Source organism: Paraburkholderia nemoris (genome assembly GCF_905221015.1).
Classification (GTDB): Bacteria; Pseudomonadota; Gammaproteobacteria; order Burkholderiales; family Burkholderiaceae; genus Paraburkholderia; species Paraburkholderia nemoris.
This window is the reverse complement of sequence record NZ_CAJNBO010000010.1, coordinates 238,183-253,942: the sequence shown is the minus strand read 5'-3', so window position 1 is coordinate 253,942 and position 15,760 is coordinate 238,183. Positions and strand designations below refer to the sequence as shown.

Sequence of the window (15,760 nt, the reverse complement as noted above, 5' to 3'; positions counted from 1 at the left end):
GATTCCGCATGTCCACCCCTACCTTGTCCGTGCAGAATTTGCGCACGCATTTCTTCACCGGCGCGGGCGTCGCGAAAGCCGTCGACGACGCGAGCTTTGACGTGGCGCCTGGCGAGATCGTTGGGCTCGTCGGTGAATCCGGCTCCGGCAAATCGATTACGGGCTTCTCCGTGCTCGGCTTGATCGACGCACCGGGACGCATCGTCGGCGGGCGCGTGCTGTTCAAAGGCGAAGACTTGACGACGCTCACGCCTGAAGCGCTGCGCCGGCTGCGTGGCAACCGCATCGCGATGATCTTCCAGGATCCGATGATGACGCTGAACCCGGTACTGCGTATCGACACACAGATGATCGAGGCGGTCCAGGCCCACACGCGCGTATCGAAACACGCGGCGCGGCAACGGGCGCGCGATGCGCTCGCGTCGGTCGGTATTCCTTCACCGGATGAACGCTTGCGTGCCTATCCGCACCAGTTGTCGGGCGGCATGCGGCAGCGCGTGGCGATTGCGATCGCGCTGCTACACGACCCGGAACTGATCATCGCCGACGAACCGACCACCGCGCTCGACGTCACGATCCAGGCGCAGATTCTCGCGGAAATGCAGAAGCTGTGCGCCCGCTCGAATACAGCGATGGTGTGGGTCAGCCACGATCTCGCGGTGGTGGCGGGGCTGGCGAACCGCATTTGCGTGATGTACGCCGGCCGGGTCGTCGAAACGGGCAGTGTCGACGAGATTCTCGAACGGCCGCGCCATCCCTACACGATCGGGCTGATCGACTCCGTGCCCGAAAAGGCCCGGCGCGGCGAACCGCTCAAACAGATTCCGGGTATCGCGCCGAGCGCACTCAAGCTACCGGTGGGCTGCGCGTTCGCACCACGCTGCGCGCACGCCACCGCGTTGTGCCGGAGTGCCGAACCACCCGTCACCGGCGACGGCACACATCTGTACCGTTGCTTCCACCCACGTTCCGGAGCGCCCGCATGAACGCACCCCATGTCATGGCGCCGCTGGTCGAAGTCGATCACGTGTCGCGCCGCTTTGTTCGCCGCCTGAACTACGCGGAGCGGATCGCCGGCTGGCTCGGCGCGCGCGCAGAAGAACAGGTCGTCCATGCAGTGGACGATGTCAGCCTGACCGTTCATCGCGGCGAAGTGGTTGGCCTCGTCGGCGAATCCGGTTGTGGGAAATCGACGCTCGGCCGGATGCTGGCCGGGATCGTGGCGCCGTCGAGCGGCTCGATCCGCACCATTGAGAAGACCGCCGAGCTATCGGCGCCGGGCAGCGAGCACGCGAGCATTCGTGCTGGACAGCGCGCACCGCGCCACCGGCTCGCCACCCAGATGATTTTCCAGGACCCGCTGTCGTCGCTGAATCCCCGCAAACGGGCGCGCGACATCATTGGCGAGGCACCGCTCGTGCACGGAATCGTGGAGCGCAAACAACTGGATGCCTATGTTGTCGACGTGATGGAGCGCGTTGGCCTGAATCCCGATTTCCGCACGCGCTTTCCGCATCAATTTTCCGGCGGCCAGCGTCAGCGCGTCGGTATCGGCCGAGCGCTGGCGGTCAAGCCGGACTTCCTGATCTGCGACGAATCGATCGCGGCGCTCGATGTGTCGATCCAGGCGCAGATCATCAATCTCTTCATGCAACTGCGCCGCGATCTCGGTCTCACCTATCTGTTCATCAGCCACGATCTCGGCGTGGTCGAGCACATCAGCGATCGCGTCGCCATCATGTATCTGGGCCGTATCGTCGAAACCGCGCCGACTGTCGAGCTGTTTGCCAATCCGCAGCATCCCTACACGATTGCGCTCCTTGCGCAGGTGCCGCGCCTGTCGAACCGCAAACGGCAGTTCGAATCGATTCAAGGCGAAATTCCGTCGCCGCTTGCGCCGCCTGACGGCTGCCATTTCCATCCGCGCTGTCCCCATGCAACGCAGCGTTGCCGCACCGAGCGCCCCCTGTTGCACCCAAGCGGCCTCGCTCATCAGGTCGCGTGTCATCTGGTGGAGGTGCAATGACGGCGGTGATTTCATCCATGCGCCGACGCGGCCTCAAATGCACGGCGGCAGTCGGACTCCTCGCGTGCGGATTGAGCTTTGCCGGCGCGGCCATCAACGCGCAGGCGCGCTCGCTGACGATGGCGCTCGCCTCCGAGCCGCAATCACTCGATCCGCTGTTCTCACGTACGCAGAACAACATGCAGACCGCCGAGAACATGTTCGAGCGGCTGATCGAACAGGACGACAACCTGCAGGTCCGGCCAGGTCTTGCGGTGTCATGGCGTGCGGTCGATCCGCTGACATGGGAATTCCATTTGCGCCCGAACGTGCGCTTCTCGGACAACTCGCCGATGACTGCCGACGACGTCGCGTACTCGTTGCGCCGTGCGCGGTCCGTGCCGAACAGCCCCGCGCCGTATTCGGGCGCGGTCGCGAACATCGAGCGCATCGAGGTCGTCGACCCGCTAACGCTGCGCATTGTGACGAAGACGCCGTCACCCGCCTTCGTCGAACAGATCGGGCTCGTTTATATCATCTCGCAGCATGCGACGGCGGGGCACGCGAGCAACGACTACCGCCTGCCCGCCGTCGCGGTCGGCACCGGTCCGTATCGCCTTGCGCGCTGGATTCCGGGCGACCGTCTTGAACTCGTGCGCAACGAACATTACTGGGGCAAGCGGCCCATTTTCGACACCTGCACCATTCGCTTCGTGTCGAACGACGCCGCACGGCTGTCGGCGTTGCTCTCCGGCTCGGTTGATCTGATCGACAACGTACCGCCTGTCACGATCGGCCGCCTGCGCCGCGAACCCAACGTGACGCTGTTTTCCGGTCCGTCCGCACGACTCATCTATCTCGCACTTGATTCGTCGCGCGACGCTTCGCCGTTTGTCGCCGCTGCGGACGGCTCGACGATCGCGCGCAATCCACTGCGCGACGTGCGCGTGCGCGAAGCCATCTCGAAGATGATCGACCGCGATGCGATTACCCAGCATCTGCTCAACGGCGCCGGACTACCGGCCGCGCAGATCGTGCCGCCCGGCATGGGCGGCTACGACCCGCAGCTTCAACCGGATCGGTACGACCCCGTCGGCGCGCGGCGCCTGCTGGCTGCCGCCGGCTATCCGGACGGTTTCCGGCTGACGATCCATTCGTCGAACGACCGCTTCGCGAGCGACGGCGACCTCGGTCAGGCGCTCGGCCAGATGCTTGCGCGCGGCGGCATCGCTGTGAACGACGTCGTCACGCAGCCCTACAACGTGTATGCAGGCGCGGCCGCACGGCGCAGCTACAGCGCCTTCATCTTCAGTTTCGGCAATACGACGAGCGATTCCGCGATTGCGCTGACCAACGTGCTCGAAAGCTATTCACGCGAGAGCGGCACGGGCGCCTTCAACCGCACGCGCTATTCGAACCCGACGCTCGACCGGCTGTTGCGCGAAGCCGCGGCAAGCTTCGATCCGGCGCGCCGCAACCAGTTGCTTCAACAGGCGGCGCGCGCGGGATTCGGCGACTACGGCATCGTGCCGCTCTATTTCCCGGTGGACTACTGGGCGGCACGCAAGGGCGTGATCTTCCATCCGAACAAATCTGAACGCACCTCGCTGCTCTTCATCGAGACTCAACCATGACTGATGCTTCTTTCCGTAGCGGAGTGCTTTCCGCTGATTCGACGTTCAACCCGCTTTGTGACGCGATGGTGCCAATGCGTGATGGCGTGCGCCTCGCCACCGATGTGTACTTTCCCGCTGGCTACCGCGCCGGCACCGATGCGCCGCTGCCCGTGATTCTCGAACGCACGCCGTATGGAAAATCCGATATCTCGCGCTCGGAAATCCATCACGGCCAGCCGCCCGCGAATCGCGCCGACGTGGCGCGTTATTTCTCTGCGCGCGGCTACGCTGTCGTGCTGCAGGACTGCCGCGGGCGCTACAACTCCGAGGGCACGTTCACAAAATATGTCGCCGAAGGACCGGACGGCTTCGACACGATCGAATGGATCACGCAACAGCCGTGGTCGAACGGCAAGGTCGGCACGATGGGACTCTCGTATGCGGCCCACACGCAGCTCGCGGCGGCCTGTCTGAATCCGCCGGGGCTCACGTGCATGGTGCTCGACTCGGGCGGCTTCGCCAACGGGTATCGCTGCGGCATCCGCCAGGGTGGCGCCTTCGAACTGAAGCAGGCAACGTGGGCGTTCAACCGCGCGAAGAACAGTGCCGCGGCCGCTGAGAATCCGCTAGTCGCGGCGGCGCTGGACGCAAGCGATCTGCGCCAATGGTTTGCACGGATGCCGTGGCGGCCCGGTCACTCGCCGCTCGCGACAGTGCCGGAATACGAGAGCTATCTGTTCGAGCAATGGACGCGTGACGTATTCGACGAATACTGGAAACAGCCCGGCATCTATGCTGAGGGCTACTACGACACCATGACGCGCGTGCCCACGGTGCTGATGTCGAGCTGGTACGACGCGTATGTGCGCAGCACGCTGGATAACTTCGCCGCGCTCTCCGGCACTCCGGGTGCTCCTGCCTATCTGATCATGGGCCCGTGGCTGCATGGTGACCGCAACCTGTCATACAGCGGCGACGTTGAGTTCGGGCCGGACGCGGTGATTGAAGGCCAGATTGCGAAAGACTGGCTGGCGTTCCGCGCCGACTGGTTCGACCGCTGGCTGAAACCGCACGAGGTGTCGCATGAATCCGCCGATGCTGTCGCCCGCATCTTCGTGATGGGTGGCGGTAGCGGGGTGCGCAATCCACAGGGCCGCATGGAGCATGGCGGACGCTGGGTTAGCTCATCGCAATGGCCGCTGCCCGGCACGCGCTTCACGCCGTTTTATCTGAGCGCGAACGGCTCGCTCTCAGCGTCGGACGACGCATTGCATAGCGAGCCCGCTGCAACTTCGTATGCGTTCGATCCGTCGAATCCTGTGCCGACGATCGGCGGCGCGCTGACCTCGGGCGCGCCGGTTTTCGAGGGCGGCGCGTTCGATCAGCGCGAAGACCCGCGCTTCTTCGGCACGCGGTACGCGGGCATGCCGCTCTCGGCTCGCTCCGACGTTCTCGTGTTCCAGACGGAGGCGCTCGAAGAAGACGTCGCCGTGGTCGGACCGATTATCGTGAAGCTCTGGATTTCGTCCGACGCGCCCGATACCGATTTCACCGCGAAGCTGATCGACGTGTATCCGCCCAATGCAGATTACCCGCATGGCTACGCGATGAACCTAACCGACGGCATTTTTCGTTGCCGCTTTCACGAATCGTGGACCGAGCCGCGCATGCTCGAAAAGGGCCGCGTTTACGCGATCGAAATCGAGCCGTTCGCCACGGCGAATCTGTTCAGACGCGGCCACCGCATCCGTCTCGATGTTTCGAGCAGCAATTTCCCGCACTTCGACGTCAACCCGAATAGCGGCGAGGCGCCCGCGCTGGCTCGCGCGCCACGCATCGCGGTGAACCATGTGCATTTCGGCGCCGGACAGGCGTCGCATGTCGTGCTGCCGCTTGTCCCGGCGGCTTCGCTCGAAGCAATGCCGCCGAACTCCGGCGGGTAGCCGCAACGCTAGCCAGAAGAGGCTAGCTGCACCTCCGCATCACTCCATTGCCGGTCATTGAGGCGTCGCGTTCAGCGCGACGTCCGGGGCCCCTTTTTGCCCGAAATTTTTGCGGACACCCCAAAGCGACCCGAAACAGCACGACAGCTTTCCGTTCGTTGCACGCCGATTTTCAACAGCAAGTCCCACTCCAAGAGGAAAAAAGCACCATGCGCAAACAGACACTTCCGGCGACGCTGCTCGCTCTCGGCGGCATCGGCCTATCGGCTGGCGCGGCACACGCACAGTCGAGCGTCACGCTGTACGGTATCGTCGACGGTGGTTTCGCCTACACCAGCAATCAGGGCGGCAAGTCGAATTATCAGGCGACGTCCGGCAACGAACAGGGGTCGCGTTGGGGTCTGCTCGGCAGCGAAGACCTGGGCGGCGGCAATCATGCCGTATTCCGGCTCGAGAACGGCTTCAATGTGATGAATGGCACGGCCAGCGCGAATGGGCGCATCTTTGGACGACAGGCATGGGTCGGTTTGTCGAGCGATCGCTATGGCACGTTGACGTTCGGCCGTCAGTACAACGCGTCGCAGGATTCGCTGGAGCCGCTGCAAGTTGCCACCGATACCGTGCAGTACGGCACGCATCCGTTCGATGTCGACGATATCAACAACACGTTTCGCACCGACAACTCGATCAAATACGTGACGCCGATCTTCTACGGTCTGCAGATCAACACGATGTATGCGCTGTCGGGCAATGCGGGCAACTTTGCTACGAACCGTTCATACAGCGTTGGCGCGACCTACGCGAATGGTCCGTGGCATCTGGGCGCGGCCTACGTGATGCTGGATCATCCGGCCACCGACACAACCGGCGCGATTCCGTCCGATAACTACTTCACGTTTCTCAAGGGCATCAGCAAACAGCGCATTTACGGCGCGGGCGGACTGTATGACATCGGCAATGCAAGTGTCGGGTTGATGTACACGAACACGCGCTTCGAACTGACGCCCGCGAGCCAGTACCAGACCTACCAGAACGCTGAAGCGAGCTTGCGCTACCGCATCACACCCACCGTGCATGCAGCGCTTGGCGAGACCTATACGAATGTGTCGACGAACGGGAAGGTGGACTCGTGGCACTACTGGCAGACGACGGCAGGGCTTCAATACTTCCTCTCCAAATCGACTGACGTCTACATCGATCTGCTGTATCAACGCGCCACGAACGCGGTTGCGCAGATCGAGGGGGCATCCGGCCCGTCGAGCAGTCACACGCAATTTATTGCCGTCACGGGCATCCGTCACAAGTTCTAATCATTCTCGGAATTGTGTTCAGGAAAATGCCATTTTTGCGGAAGATTGTCCTGGCGCCGGTGGGCTGGCACATCGCTTTAGGAAGCATATCCAGCCTGCGTCCGGGTATATTTTGAGGGTGCATTCATGCCCGGGACAACCGTCCGGGCCGCTGGCCTCGGGGCCTGCGGTTTCGCGCGGCCACAAGCTGCCATCCGGTGTCTCGCTGCCTTCACAGGAAGACAGCATCGCAGGCGTATTCCGGTGTTACCCGCGCCGGAAGACGCGCTCGCCGGGCATGGACGCATTTTCTTAACCGAATGTTTGCCGGCACCGACTGTCCGTACACGTTCCTTGAACGCTCTTCGAGCGCGGCGGCTGCTGTACGCAACGCCCGCGAATCAACAACTTCTCCTGCTCTTCAGCTCGTCTTGGTCGGCGCTCTGGTCGCGCTTTGTACCGCGACATTGCGATACACGTCGCGACAGAATTGCATGCCGCCTTCATGCGCGCCATTGACGGCGGCCGCTATATGCACGGCGCTCACAACAGGTTCAGGCACCGGCGGATTGATGAGGGCGGCGTCGACGGCGAGTGGATCGGTAGGCGAGGCCCGCATGATGCCGATGCCCTTGATCGTTACCGCGAGGCAAGGGTCCGGCACGAGCGGACCGTGAGTGGCGGCGACGTTGAAATTGATGTTCAGCGTCCAGAAGCCCTCATGAATGTTCTGATGAATGATCACTGCCTTCACCACGTCCTGGTGTGACAACGTGTATTCGTCGTGTGCCATCGGTCCCTCCATGCTCGTACGCAGTTTGTGCGTGCGTGTGCAGATATGGCATTTTTGCGCGGGCTATTTTTGCGCGGGCTAATAGGCCTAGTTTTACGCACCGTTTTGTACAGCGCAAGCGAAAAGGCAGAGGCGCCGACGCGTGACTTTGCGCAGACGGAAGGAGGGTGACACCGAGGGGTTCGAAGATCTCGGGGCGCGCGGCCGCCGGGATAGGCAGGGCCGCGCGGAATGACCTTCAGGTGAACTGCGTCTGTTGCAGAGGGTTAGTGGAAAATGAGGTACAGGATAACCAGCACGATCAGCGGGACGCCAAGAAGCCAGCCAAGAAGGTAAGGCATGATGTGATCTCCTTTCGTATCAACGTTTGAATACGATGGTGACTCAGCATCCGGCGTGCCTGACTGGATTCGCCTGCCGACACGGGCCTGCGAAAGAGGCCAAAATTCCCCACGAATCAAGGCAAATTCTCCCTCAGCACAATACTGAACTGCACCGGCTTAACGTCACTCAGCGCATCGCGCTTCTCACGCACGTTGCGGAAAATCCGCAAACAATTCCCCACCATTGCCTGCGGTGTTTGTGTGATCAACGCATCCATCGTCCCGTCGATCAGCAGTGCTCTCGTGTCAGGCGTCAATCCGTGCCCGATAAACAGGATCTTCTGTTCGGAACGCGTTTCTACAATCGCGCGCGCGACGCCGTCCGATCCGCCGCCACTGTTGTAAATTCCCGCGAGATCGGGATGCTGTTCCAACAACTTGCGCGTCTGAATGTAATTCCGTTCGCTGTCGTCGTGCCCTTCGCGTAGGCCTATTACCTTGACCAAAGGAAACGTCGACTCGACCAGGTGCAGAAAACCGATCTCACGTTCCTCATGCCCACGATAGTTTAGGCTGCCCGCCAGCATCGCAATCTTCCCACTCGGCCGCGGCCCCATGAAGCGCCCCAGCAGCAGCGCGGCTGTGCGCCCGGCTGAACGATTGTCGATGCCCACATACGCCAGCCGCCGCGCATTCGACAAATCGGAAATCAGCGTAATCGCCGGCACGCCCTGATCGGCCAGCGTATTCACTGCATCCCGCACGACGGGATGCTCGAGCGCCATGAACACCACGCCGTCCGAACGTTGTCCGTAATGCAGTAGACGGTCGGCGAGTTCTTGCGGGTTGAAACTCTCGACGTAATGGACGCGGCATTTCATGTCCAGCGCGTTCCACTGATCGTGCGCGAAGTCGATGTAGTCGCCGAGCATGTGCAAATAGCGATTGGTGCCGGCAGGTAGAAGAAACGCAATGCGCATTGGTCTTGAAGCAGATGCTGCGGGCGCTTCCGGCGTCAGCAGATAGCCGAGTTGCGCCGCCGCTTGAAGGACACGTTGCGCGGTGACGGCGCGCACACCTTCGCGGCCATTGAGTACGCGATCCACCGTGGCGGTCGAGACGCCGGCGGCGCGCGCAATGTCGGGAATACGCGCCCGTGCAGCGCCGGTGAGGAGAAGCGGTTCGGACATAGCCGTCCTTCGCAGAGTGGAAGTCCATCAAAAACCATCAGGTTCGCGGTTTGACAGCGGTTGTCACGCAAGCCTAGTCTTGCACCTATCGCACGACGACTGATACGCAGTGACCGGAAATCAAGCCGGTGTCAGTGGGTGTTGATGGTTTTTGATGGATTGAACAGTCACATCAATTATAAGCAAGGAGACACCCAAATGACCAACCTCGCGAGACGCACGTTGCTGCGTGCCGCTGCCGCCGTGCCCATTGCCGGCGCGTTGGGCTTTCCGGCGATCGTGCGCGCAGCGTCCGGCCCGGAATTCGTGTTCAAGTACGGCAACAATTTGCCGCTCACGCATCCGCTGAACGTGCGCTCGCAGGAAGCGGCCAATCAGATCAAAGAGGCGTCGAAGGGGCGCATGGAGATCCGGATATTCCCGAACAACCAGCTTGGCGGCGATACCGACATGCTTGCGCAAGTGCGCAGCGGCGGCATCGAGATGTTCACGCCGTCGGCGCTCGTGGTTTCGACGCTCGCACCATCGGTGGCGATCAATGCAGTCGGCTTCGCCTTCAGCGACTACAACCAGGTGTGGAGTGCGATGGACGGCAAGCTCGGCGCGTACGTGCGAGCTGCGATGCAGAAGGCCGGGCTCGAGTCGTTCGAGAAGATGTGGGACAACGGTTTTCGGCAGACTACGACCAGCAACGGCCCGATTACCAGCGCGCAAAACATGCGTGGTCTGAAGATTCGCGTGCCGGTCAGCCCGCTTAGCATCGACATGTTCAAGGGCCTCGGCGCGGCACCGACCAGCCTGCAATTCAGCGAAGTCTATTCGTCGCTGCAAACGCATATCGTCGATGCTCAGGAAAACCCGCTGCCGATCGTACAGGTCGCGAAGCTCTACGAAGTGCAGAAGTACTGTTCGCTCACCAACCACATGTGGGATGGCTACTGGTTCGTGTTGAACCAGCGCGCGTGGCAACGCTTGCCGAAGGACTTGCAAGGCATCGCTAGCGATGCGTTCAATCAGGGCGCGATGAAACAACGCGAGGACGTTCGTAAGCTCAACGCCGCCGCTGTCGCGGATCTGCAAAGCAAAGGACTGGCGATCAACCGTCCGACGCCGGACTCCTTCCGCGCAGCGCTGCGTCAAGCGGGTTTCTACGCCGAATGGAAGGCTAAGTTCGGCACGCAGGCGTGGGACCTGCTCGAACAGTCGGTCGGCAAGCTGGCTTAACGGTACGCCGTGGGCCCTGAACCCCGACCGTGCGGCACATCGGCGAGCATGAGACGAAACGCGGCGAGCAGCCGCGAGGAGGCATCCGTATGGCGAATCACGCATTGAATCCTGCTGAGGCGGCCGTCGCGTTGCACGCAGCGAGCCTGCCGCGTCGCTGGCTGAGCGGCTTCGATCGCGGCCTGATTGCGCTCGTCGAAGTCTGCGCTGCGGCGCTGCTGGCGGTGGAGATTGTCGTGATGCTGGCGGGCGTGATCTGCCGCTATGCGCTGCACCAGCCGCTGGTGTGGTCGGACGAACTCGCCGGGATTCTGTTCCTTTGGCTCGCCATGCTCGGCGCCGTACTCGCATTGCGACGCGGCGAGCACATGCGGATGACAGCTTTTGTCAGCCGCCTTTCACCGGAGCGGCGCGCATTCGTCGATACGCTGGCGATCGCTGCATCGATCGCATTGCTCGCGCTGTTGATCGGACCCGCATACGACTACGCGTCCGGCGAGGCTGCGATCGTCACCCCCGCTCTGGAGATCAGCAATGCATGGCGCGCGCTCGCGTTGCCGATCGGTGCCGTACTCATGCTGATCGTCGGCTTGATTCGTCTCGCGCAGGTGAGTCGCATGCGAGACGTGCTGATCGTGCTAATGATTGCCGCACTCTTAGGCGTAGTGGTTGTGTTCGGCGGCCCGTGGTTCCAGACACTCGGCAAGGCCAATCTGGTGATCTTCTTCGTCGGCGTGGTCGCGGTCGGCATTTTTTCAGGCGTACCCATCGGTTTTTCTTTCGCGCTCGCCACATTCGGCTATCTCGGGCTCTCGACCTTCACGCCGCTCGAGGTTGTAGTCGGTCGCATGGATGAGGGGATGTCTCATCTCGTGTTGCTGGCAGTCCCGTTGTTCGTGTTCCTCGGCTTGCTGATCGAAATGACCGGCATGGCGCGCGCGATGATCGAGTTTCTCGCGAGTCTCGTCGGCCACGTGCATGGCGGTTTGTCATTCGTGCTGATTGGGGCGATGTATCTGGTGTCGGGCATCTCCGGTTCGAAAGTCGCGGACATGGCGGCGATCGCGCCGGTGCTGTTCCCGGAAATGAAAAAACGCGGTGCCTCAGAAGGTGATCTGGTCGCGCTGCTCGCGACAACCGGCGCGCAAAGCGAAACGATCCCGCCGAGCATTGTGTTGATTACGATCGGTTCGGTGACCGGCCTGTCGATCTCCGCGCTCTTCACCGCAGGGATGCTTCCGGGCGCAGTACTGGCGTTGATTCTGTGCGTGGTGGTGTGGTGGCGCTACCGCAAGGAGGACCTGAGCGGCGTGCAGCGTCTCAACAAGCGGCAGATCGGGCATCTATTCGTCGTGTCGCTGCCCGCGCTGGCCTTGCCGTTCGTGATCAGAATGGCGGTGGTTGAAGGCGTGGCGACAGCGACTGAAGTATCGACCATCGGCATTGCGTATTCGATGGTGATCGGGCTGCTCGTCTACCGGCGGTTCGAATGGACGCGCCTTGGCCGCATGCTGGTGGACGCGGCGACCTTGTCGGGCGCGATCCTGTTCATTATCGGTTGTGCGACGGCAATGGCATGGGCGCTGACGCAGTCCGGCTTCTCGCAGGATCTCGCGCACCTGATGGGCTCGATGCCCGGCGGCGCGTATGGTTTTCTGGCTGTGTCGATCATCGTGTTCGTGATGCTCGGCAGCGTGCTCGAAGGAATCCCCGCCATCGTGCTGTTCGGACCGCTGCTATTTCCGATCGCGCGACTCGCGGGCGTCAATGAAGTGCACTACGCGATCGTCGTGATTCTCTCGATGGGCGTCGGTCTGTTCTCGCCGCCGTTCGGCGTCGGCTACTACTCGGCGTGTGCGATCAGCAAGGTCAATCCCGATGCGGGCATTCGTCCGATTGTCGGCTATATGGGTGCTTTGATCGTCGGCCTGATCCTGGTCGCGGCGATTCCCTGGATTTCTATCGGTTTTCTCTAAGGTCTCTTTTAAGTCTCGTTACAGGTTCGACATTCGGGCGCTGCGTTTCCGCTGCGCCGGGGCGTCGCTCGTCTTTTAAAACTGGCAGCATCGGGAGAGTTTCATGAGTCGTTTCTTTGGCGAGATCCGTCAGGCCGGGTATGTCGTGCGTGATATCGAGGCCGCGATGGACTACTGGAGCCGTGTACTTGGCGTGGGTCCGTGGTTCTACAACGAACGTGTGCCAATCGAGAACTACACGTATCGCGGGCAATCGTACGACGTGCACAACTCGGTGGCACTGGCGAACTCGGGATCGCTGCAGGTCGAGCTGATCCAGACGCGCAACGATGCGCCATCCATGTATCGCGACTTTCTTGCCGCGGGCCATACCGGTTTGCAGCACAACGCGTATTGGACCACTACATTCGACGCCGACCTCGCCCGTTTGCAGGAGCAGGGCTTCAAGGTCGCGATGAGTGGCGAGGTGGGACGCAACGGACGCTTCGTTTACTTCGACACTGAAAATCATCCGGGCACGGTGATCGAGTTATCAGAAATCGCCGGGCCGAAAGGCAAACTGTTCGACATGATCTATGCGGCCTCCCGCGATTGGGACGGCCGTGATCCGGTGCGCCGGTTTCCCGATCTGGGCGCGCTATGAATGCGACGTTGCAAGGGCAGACCGTTAACGACGATTGCGTCGAAGCCGAGTATCTGATCGAGACGCCGCTCGATCCCGCGCGCGTCGCCGATGTGATGGCAGGCGAGCAGTCGAGCGGCACATTTGTGCGCGTTGCCAACGAGTCCGACGCGCTGCGCGCGCGTAGCCGCGCGAGCGTGGTGAGCATCGACGAACTCGAGTCTGCCGCGCAACCCAGCTTGCGGAGCGCATGGCTCGCGCGTCAGGGTACGCCGGGACCGTGGCGGCGCGCGCGCGTCACGCTGTCGTTTCCGCTGGCCAACATCGACGCGAATCTGCCGACACTCGCCGCGACCGTCGCCGGCAATCTGTATGACCTCGGTGAAGTCACCGGCATGCGGCTGTTGTCGTTGCGCGTACCGGCGTCATATCGCGCGCGCTTCGAACTGCCGCGCCATGGCGTAGCGGGTACACGGGCGCTGACGCACGTCACAGGCAGGCCGATTATCGGCACTATCATCAAGCCGAACGTCGGCTTGAGTGCCGGAGAAACAGCTGCGCTCGTCCGCGAGTTATGCGAGGCGGGCGTCGACTTCATCAAGGATGACGAGGTGTGCGCGAATCCCGCACATGCTCCGCTCGCCGAGCGCGTGCGTGCGGTGATGAAAGAAGTGCGCAACTACCGCGAGCGCAGCGGCCGCTCCGTCATGGTCGCGTTCAATATCACCGATGACCTCGACGCCATGCGCCGCCACGCTGAACTCGTTGAGCAGGAAGGCGGCAGTTGCGTGATGGTGAGCATCAACTGGTGCGGCTTTTCCGCGATCCAGACATTGCGCCGGGCAACGCCGCTCGTGCTACACGCGCATCGCAACGGCTACGGCATGATGTCGCGCGATCCGGCACTTGGCATGTCGTTTCAGGCGTATCAGACGCTCTGGCGTTTGACCGGTGTCGACCATATGCACGTGCATGGTCTCGCCGGCAAATTCGCGCAGAGCGACACTGAAGTGATCGAGTCCGCGCGCGATTGCGCCACGCCGCTCGCGCCGGATCGTGACGATATCGTGCTGCCTGCGTTTTCGTCGGGACAATGGGCGGGCACCGTGCCGGCGACGTTCGATGCCGTGCGTTCCACTGATTTATTGTTCATGTCGGGCGGTGGCATTCTCGCGCATCCGGACGGTCCCGCGGCTGGTGTCATGAGTGTTCAACAGGCATGGGACGCGGTGCGGGCGCGTACGCCGCTGGAGACTTACGCCGAACACTCGCCGGAACTGCGGCGAGCATTGGAATTCTTCGGTAGCCGTACTTGAGCGAGACACGAGAGGCGAGCGGTATGAGTGACATCAGCGGCGGTGGCCCTGCCTATGGCTTCTACGGCGACGACTTTACGGGCGCGACCGACACGCTTGCTCATCTCGCCCGCGCCGGGTTGCGCACCATTCTGTTGTTCGTCCCGCCGGATGCCGCGCGTCTTTCCATGTTAGGCCGACTTGACGCAATCGGCATTGCAGGTGCGGCGCGGACTATGCCGCCGCACGAGCAGCAGCCGGAGCTTGCGCGCGTGGGGGCCGCGTTCGCTACGCTTGGCGTGCGCGTGATGCACTACAAAGTGTGCTCGACCTTCGATAGCGCGCCGCAGAGCGGCAGCATCGGCGTGGCGATTCGTACGTTGAAAGAGTACTGCGCGAGTCCGTTGGTCGCGGTGGTTGGCGGTCAACCGAATCTGCGTCGCTATTGCGTGTTCGGTGAATTGTTTGCGGCAGCTGGTGCGGACGATCATCGGCAGTCGATCTACAGGATCGACCGTCACCCGACAATGAGCCGTCACCCTGTCACGCCGATGAATGAAGCAGACTTGCGCGTCCATCTGCGGCGTCAAGGGCTGGAAAATGTGCAATCGATCGATTGGCGTTGCTACGCACGCGGCGACACGGCGCTGCAAACAGAGCTAGATGACCGGCTCAAATCGAAACCTGATGCTGTGCTATTCGACGTACTCGACGAATCTCATTTGCAGATGATTGGCGGCTTGATCACTTGTCATGCCTCGACGCAAGCGCCATTGCTCGCGGTTGGAGCGAGCAGCGTGGCGCAGGCTTATGTGCGTGCACTCAATGAAGCGGCTGAACAAGGAGAACGAAGTGCGGCGCCCACGCCGCTGGCTCGCGCATGCGGGCCCGTGTTCGTGTTGGCCGGCAGTCTTTCGCCATTGACCGAAATGCAGATTGCCGCTGCGCATTCTTATCTGCGTGTGGAACTGGACCCGCTGCAAATGACCGGCGATGCCGCGCCGGACTATGTGGCCGCGCGTGTCGCAGCGATTGTCGGCCCGTTGCGTGATGGGCGCAGTGTGCTCGCTTTCACAACGCGCCGCGCAGCGCTCGCAGCCGACGACACACGCAGCGCGTTGCCGCAACTTCCCCACGCGTGTGCCGTGCTGCTGCAAGCGGTACTCGGCAAGGTGAAATTGCAACGCGTCGGGATTGCCGGCGGAGATACGTCGAGCATCGCCATCCGCGCACTCGACGCATGGGGATTGTCGTATCTCGCGCCCTTGTCGGCAGGTGTCACGGTGTGCCGGCTGCATGCCGACAGGAGCGAACTCGACGGCATGGAGATCATGCTCAAGGGCGGTCAGATGGGGGATGCCGATCTGTTCGAACAACTGCTGAACGGCTATACCGGGTAGCTTTTCCATTGCATGCTCCGGCGTAACAACGCAACGCGAACGCGTATCGACAATTGACATAGGAAGGCCGCCGGATACCCGTGC

12 protein-coding genes are annotated in these 15,760 nt (G+C 62.0%); 10 read left to right on the top strand and 2 right to left on the bottom strand.

The genetic code is table 11. From position 1 onward, the window contains the following. The first annotated feature begins 8 nt into the window (after positions 1-8). The 5 genes from KHO33_RS17830 (at position 9) to KHO33_RS17810 (ending at position 6,874) form a co-directional block, all read left to right on the top strand. Positions 9-986 carry an ABC transporter ATP-binding protein gene (locus tag KHO33_RS17830; protein WP_054035584.1) on the top strand — a complete coding sequence of 326 codons (978 nt, stop codon included), beginning with the start codon at positions 9-11 and terminating at the stop codon, positions 984-986. Beyond that, positions 983-2,026 (top strand): ABC transporter ATP-binding protein, encoded by a 1,044-nt coding sequence (locus KHO33_RS17825; RefSeq protein ID WP_200565407.1) that lies wholly within the window; start codon positions 983-985, stop codon positions 2,024-2,026. The genes KHO33_RS17830 and KHO33_RS17825 overlap by 4 nt, the downstream gene beginning before the upstream one ends. Further along, entirely contained in the window at positions 2,023-3,639 is a 1,617-nt protein-coding gene (locus KHO33_RS17820; RefSeq protein WP_200565406.1) for an ABC transporter substrate-binding protein, read from the top strand. The genes KHO33_RS17825 and KHO33_RS17820 overlap by 4 nt, the downstream gene beginning before the upstream one ends. Next, positions 3,636-5,564: a CocE/NonD family hydrolase gene (locus tag KHO33_RS17815; RefSeq protein WP_200565405.1), complete on the top strand. Its 1,929-nt coding sequence runs from the start codon at positions 3,636-3,638 to the stop codon at positions 5,562-5,564. Before KHO33_RS17820 ends, KHO33_RS17815 begins: the two co-directional genes overlap by 4 nt. A gap of 209 nt (positions 5,565-5,773) precedes the next feature. Next, the gene (locus KHO33_RS17810) at positions 5,774-6,874 is read left to right on the top strand and encodes a porin (RefSeq protein ID WP_200565404.1); all 1,101 of its coding nucleotides are present in this window, start codon (positions 5,774-5,776) and stop codon (positions 6,872-6,874) included. 400 nt (positions 6,875-7,274) lie between these two features. Here the strand turns inward: KHO33_RS17810 and KHO33_RS17805 are convergent, their stop codons facing one another. Then, on the bottom strand, positions 7,275-7,646 hold the full coding sequence (locus KHO33_RS17805) for a hypothetical protein (protein WP_054035646.1): 372 nt from the start codon (positions 7,644-7,646) through the stop codon (positions 7,275-7,277). A 457-nt stretch (positions 7,647-8,103) separates the two neighbouring features. Continuing rightward, a complete protein-coding gene (locus KHO33_RS17800) occupies positions 8,104-9,159 on the bottom strand; it encodes a LacI family DNA-binding transcriptional regulator (RefSeq protein ID WP_054035579.1) in 1,056 nt (351 codons plus the stop codon). A gap of 198 nt (positions 9,160-9,357) precedes the next feature. On the opposite strand from KHO33_RS17800, the gene KHO33_RS17795 reads away from it, so the two are divergent. The 5 genes from KHO33_RS17795 (at position 9,358) to KHO33_RS17775 (ending at position 15,676) form a co-directional block, all read left to right on the top strand. After that, complete coding sequence (locus KHO33_RS17795) at positions 9,358-10,383, top strand: TRAP transporter substrate-binding protein (protein ID WP_200565403.1); 1,026 nt, start codon at positions 9,358-9,360, stop codon at positions 10,381-10,383. Between the two features lie 89 nt (positions 10,384-10,472). Then, positions 10,473-12,359 carry a TRAP transporter large permease gene (locus KHO33_RS17790; RefSeq protein ID WP_200565402.1) on the top strand — a complete coding sequence of 629 codons (1,887 nt, stop codon included), beginning with the start codon at positions 10,473-10,475 and terminating at the stop codon, positions 12,357-12,359. A gap of 103 nt (positions 12,360-12,462) precedes the next feature. Then, positions 12,463-13,002: a VOC family protein gene (locus KHO33_RS17785; protein ID WP_054035576.1), complete on the top strand. Its 540-nt coding sequence runs from the start codon at positions 12,463-12,465 to the stop codon at positions 13,000-13,002. Further along, the gene (locus tag KHO33_RS17780; protein WP_200565401.1) at positions 12,999-14,297 is read left to right on the top strand and encodes a ribulose-bisphosphate carboxylase large subunit family protein; all 1,299 of its coding nucleotides are present in this window, start codon (positions 12,999-13,001) and stop codon (positions 14,295-14,297) included. The genes KHO33_RS17785 and KHO33_RS17780 overlap by 4 nt, the downstream gene beginning before the upstream one ends. A 23-nt stretch (positions 14,298-14,320) precedes the next feature. After that, positions 14,321-15,676, top strand: a complete 1,356-nt coding sequence (locus KHO33_RS17775; protein WP_200565400.1) for a four-carbon acid sugar kinase family protein — start codon at positions 14,321-14,323, stop codon at positions 15,674-15,676. The last annotated feature ends 84 nt before the right edge of the window (positions 15,677-15,760 follow it).

What these genes read in the sequence shown, in the direction of transcription:
- KHO33_RS17780 (WP_200565401.1), top strand. Translation starts at nt 12,999, where the DNA reads ATGAATGCGACGTTGCAAGGGCAGACCGTTAACGACGATTGCGTCGAA.
- KHO33_RS17820 (WP_200565406.1), top strand. Translation starts at nt 2,023, where the DNA reads ATGACGGCGGTGATTTCATCCATGCGCCGACGCGGCCTCAAATGCACG.
- KHO33_RS17800 (WP_054035579.1), bottom strand. Translation starts at nt 9,159, where the DNA reads ATGTCCGAACCGCTTCTCCTCACCGGCGCTGCACGGGCGCGTATTCCC.
- KHO33_RS17810 (WP_200565404.1), top strand. Translation starts at nt 5,774, where the DNA reads ATGCGCAAACAGACACTTCCGGCGACGCTGCTCGCTCTCGGCGGCATC.
- KHO33_RS17825 (WP_200565407.1), top strand. Translation starts at nt 983, where the DNA reads ATGAACGCACCCCATGTCATGGCGCCGCTGGTCGAAGTCGATCACGTG.
- KHO33_RS17830 (WP_054035584.1), top strand. Translation starts at nt 9, where the DNA reads ATGTCCACCCCTACCTTGTCCGTGCAGAATTTGCGCACGCATTTCTTC.
- KHO33_RS17785 (WP_054035576.1), top strand. Translation starts at nt 12,463, where the DNA reads ATGAGTCGTTTCTTTGGCGAGATCCGTCAGGCCGGGTATGTCGTGCGT.
- KHO33_RS17795 (WP_200565403.1), top strand. Translation starts at nt 9,358, where the DNA reads ATGACCAACCTCGCGAGACGCACGTTGCTGCGTGCCGCTGCCGCCGTG.
- KHO33_RS17805 (WP_054035646.1), bottom strand. Translation starts at nt 7,646, where the DNA reads ATGGCACACGACGAATACACGTTGTCACACCAGGACGTGGTGAAGGCA.
- KHO33_RS17775 (WP_200565400.1), top strand. Translation starts at nt 14,321, where the DNA reads ATGAGTGACATCAGCGGCGGTGGCCCTGCCTATGGCTTCTACGGCGAC.
- KHO33_RS17815 (WP_200565405.1), top strand. Translation starts at nt 3,636, where the DNA reads ATGACTGATGCTTCTTTCCGTAGCGGAGTGCTTTCCGCTGATTCGACG.
- KHO33_RS17790 (WP_200565402.1), top strand. Translation starts at nt 10,473, where the DNA reads ATGGCGAATCACGCATTGAATCCTGCTGAGGCGGCCGTCGCGTTGCAC.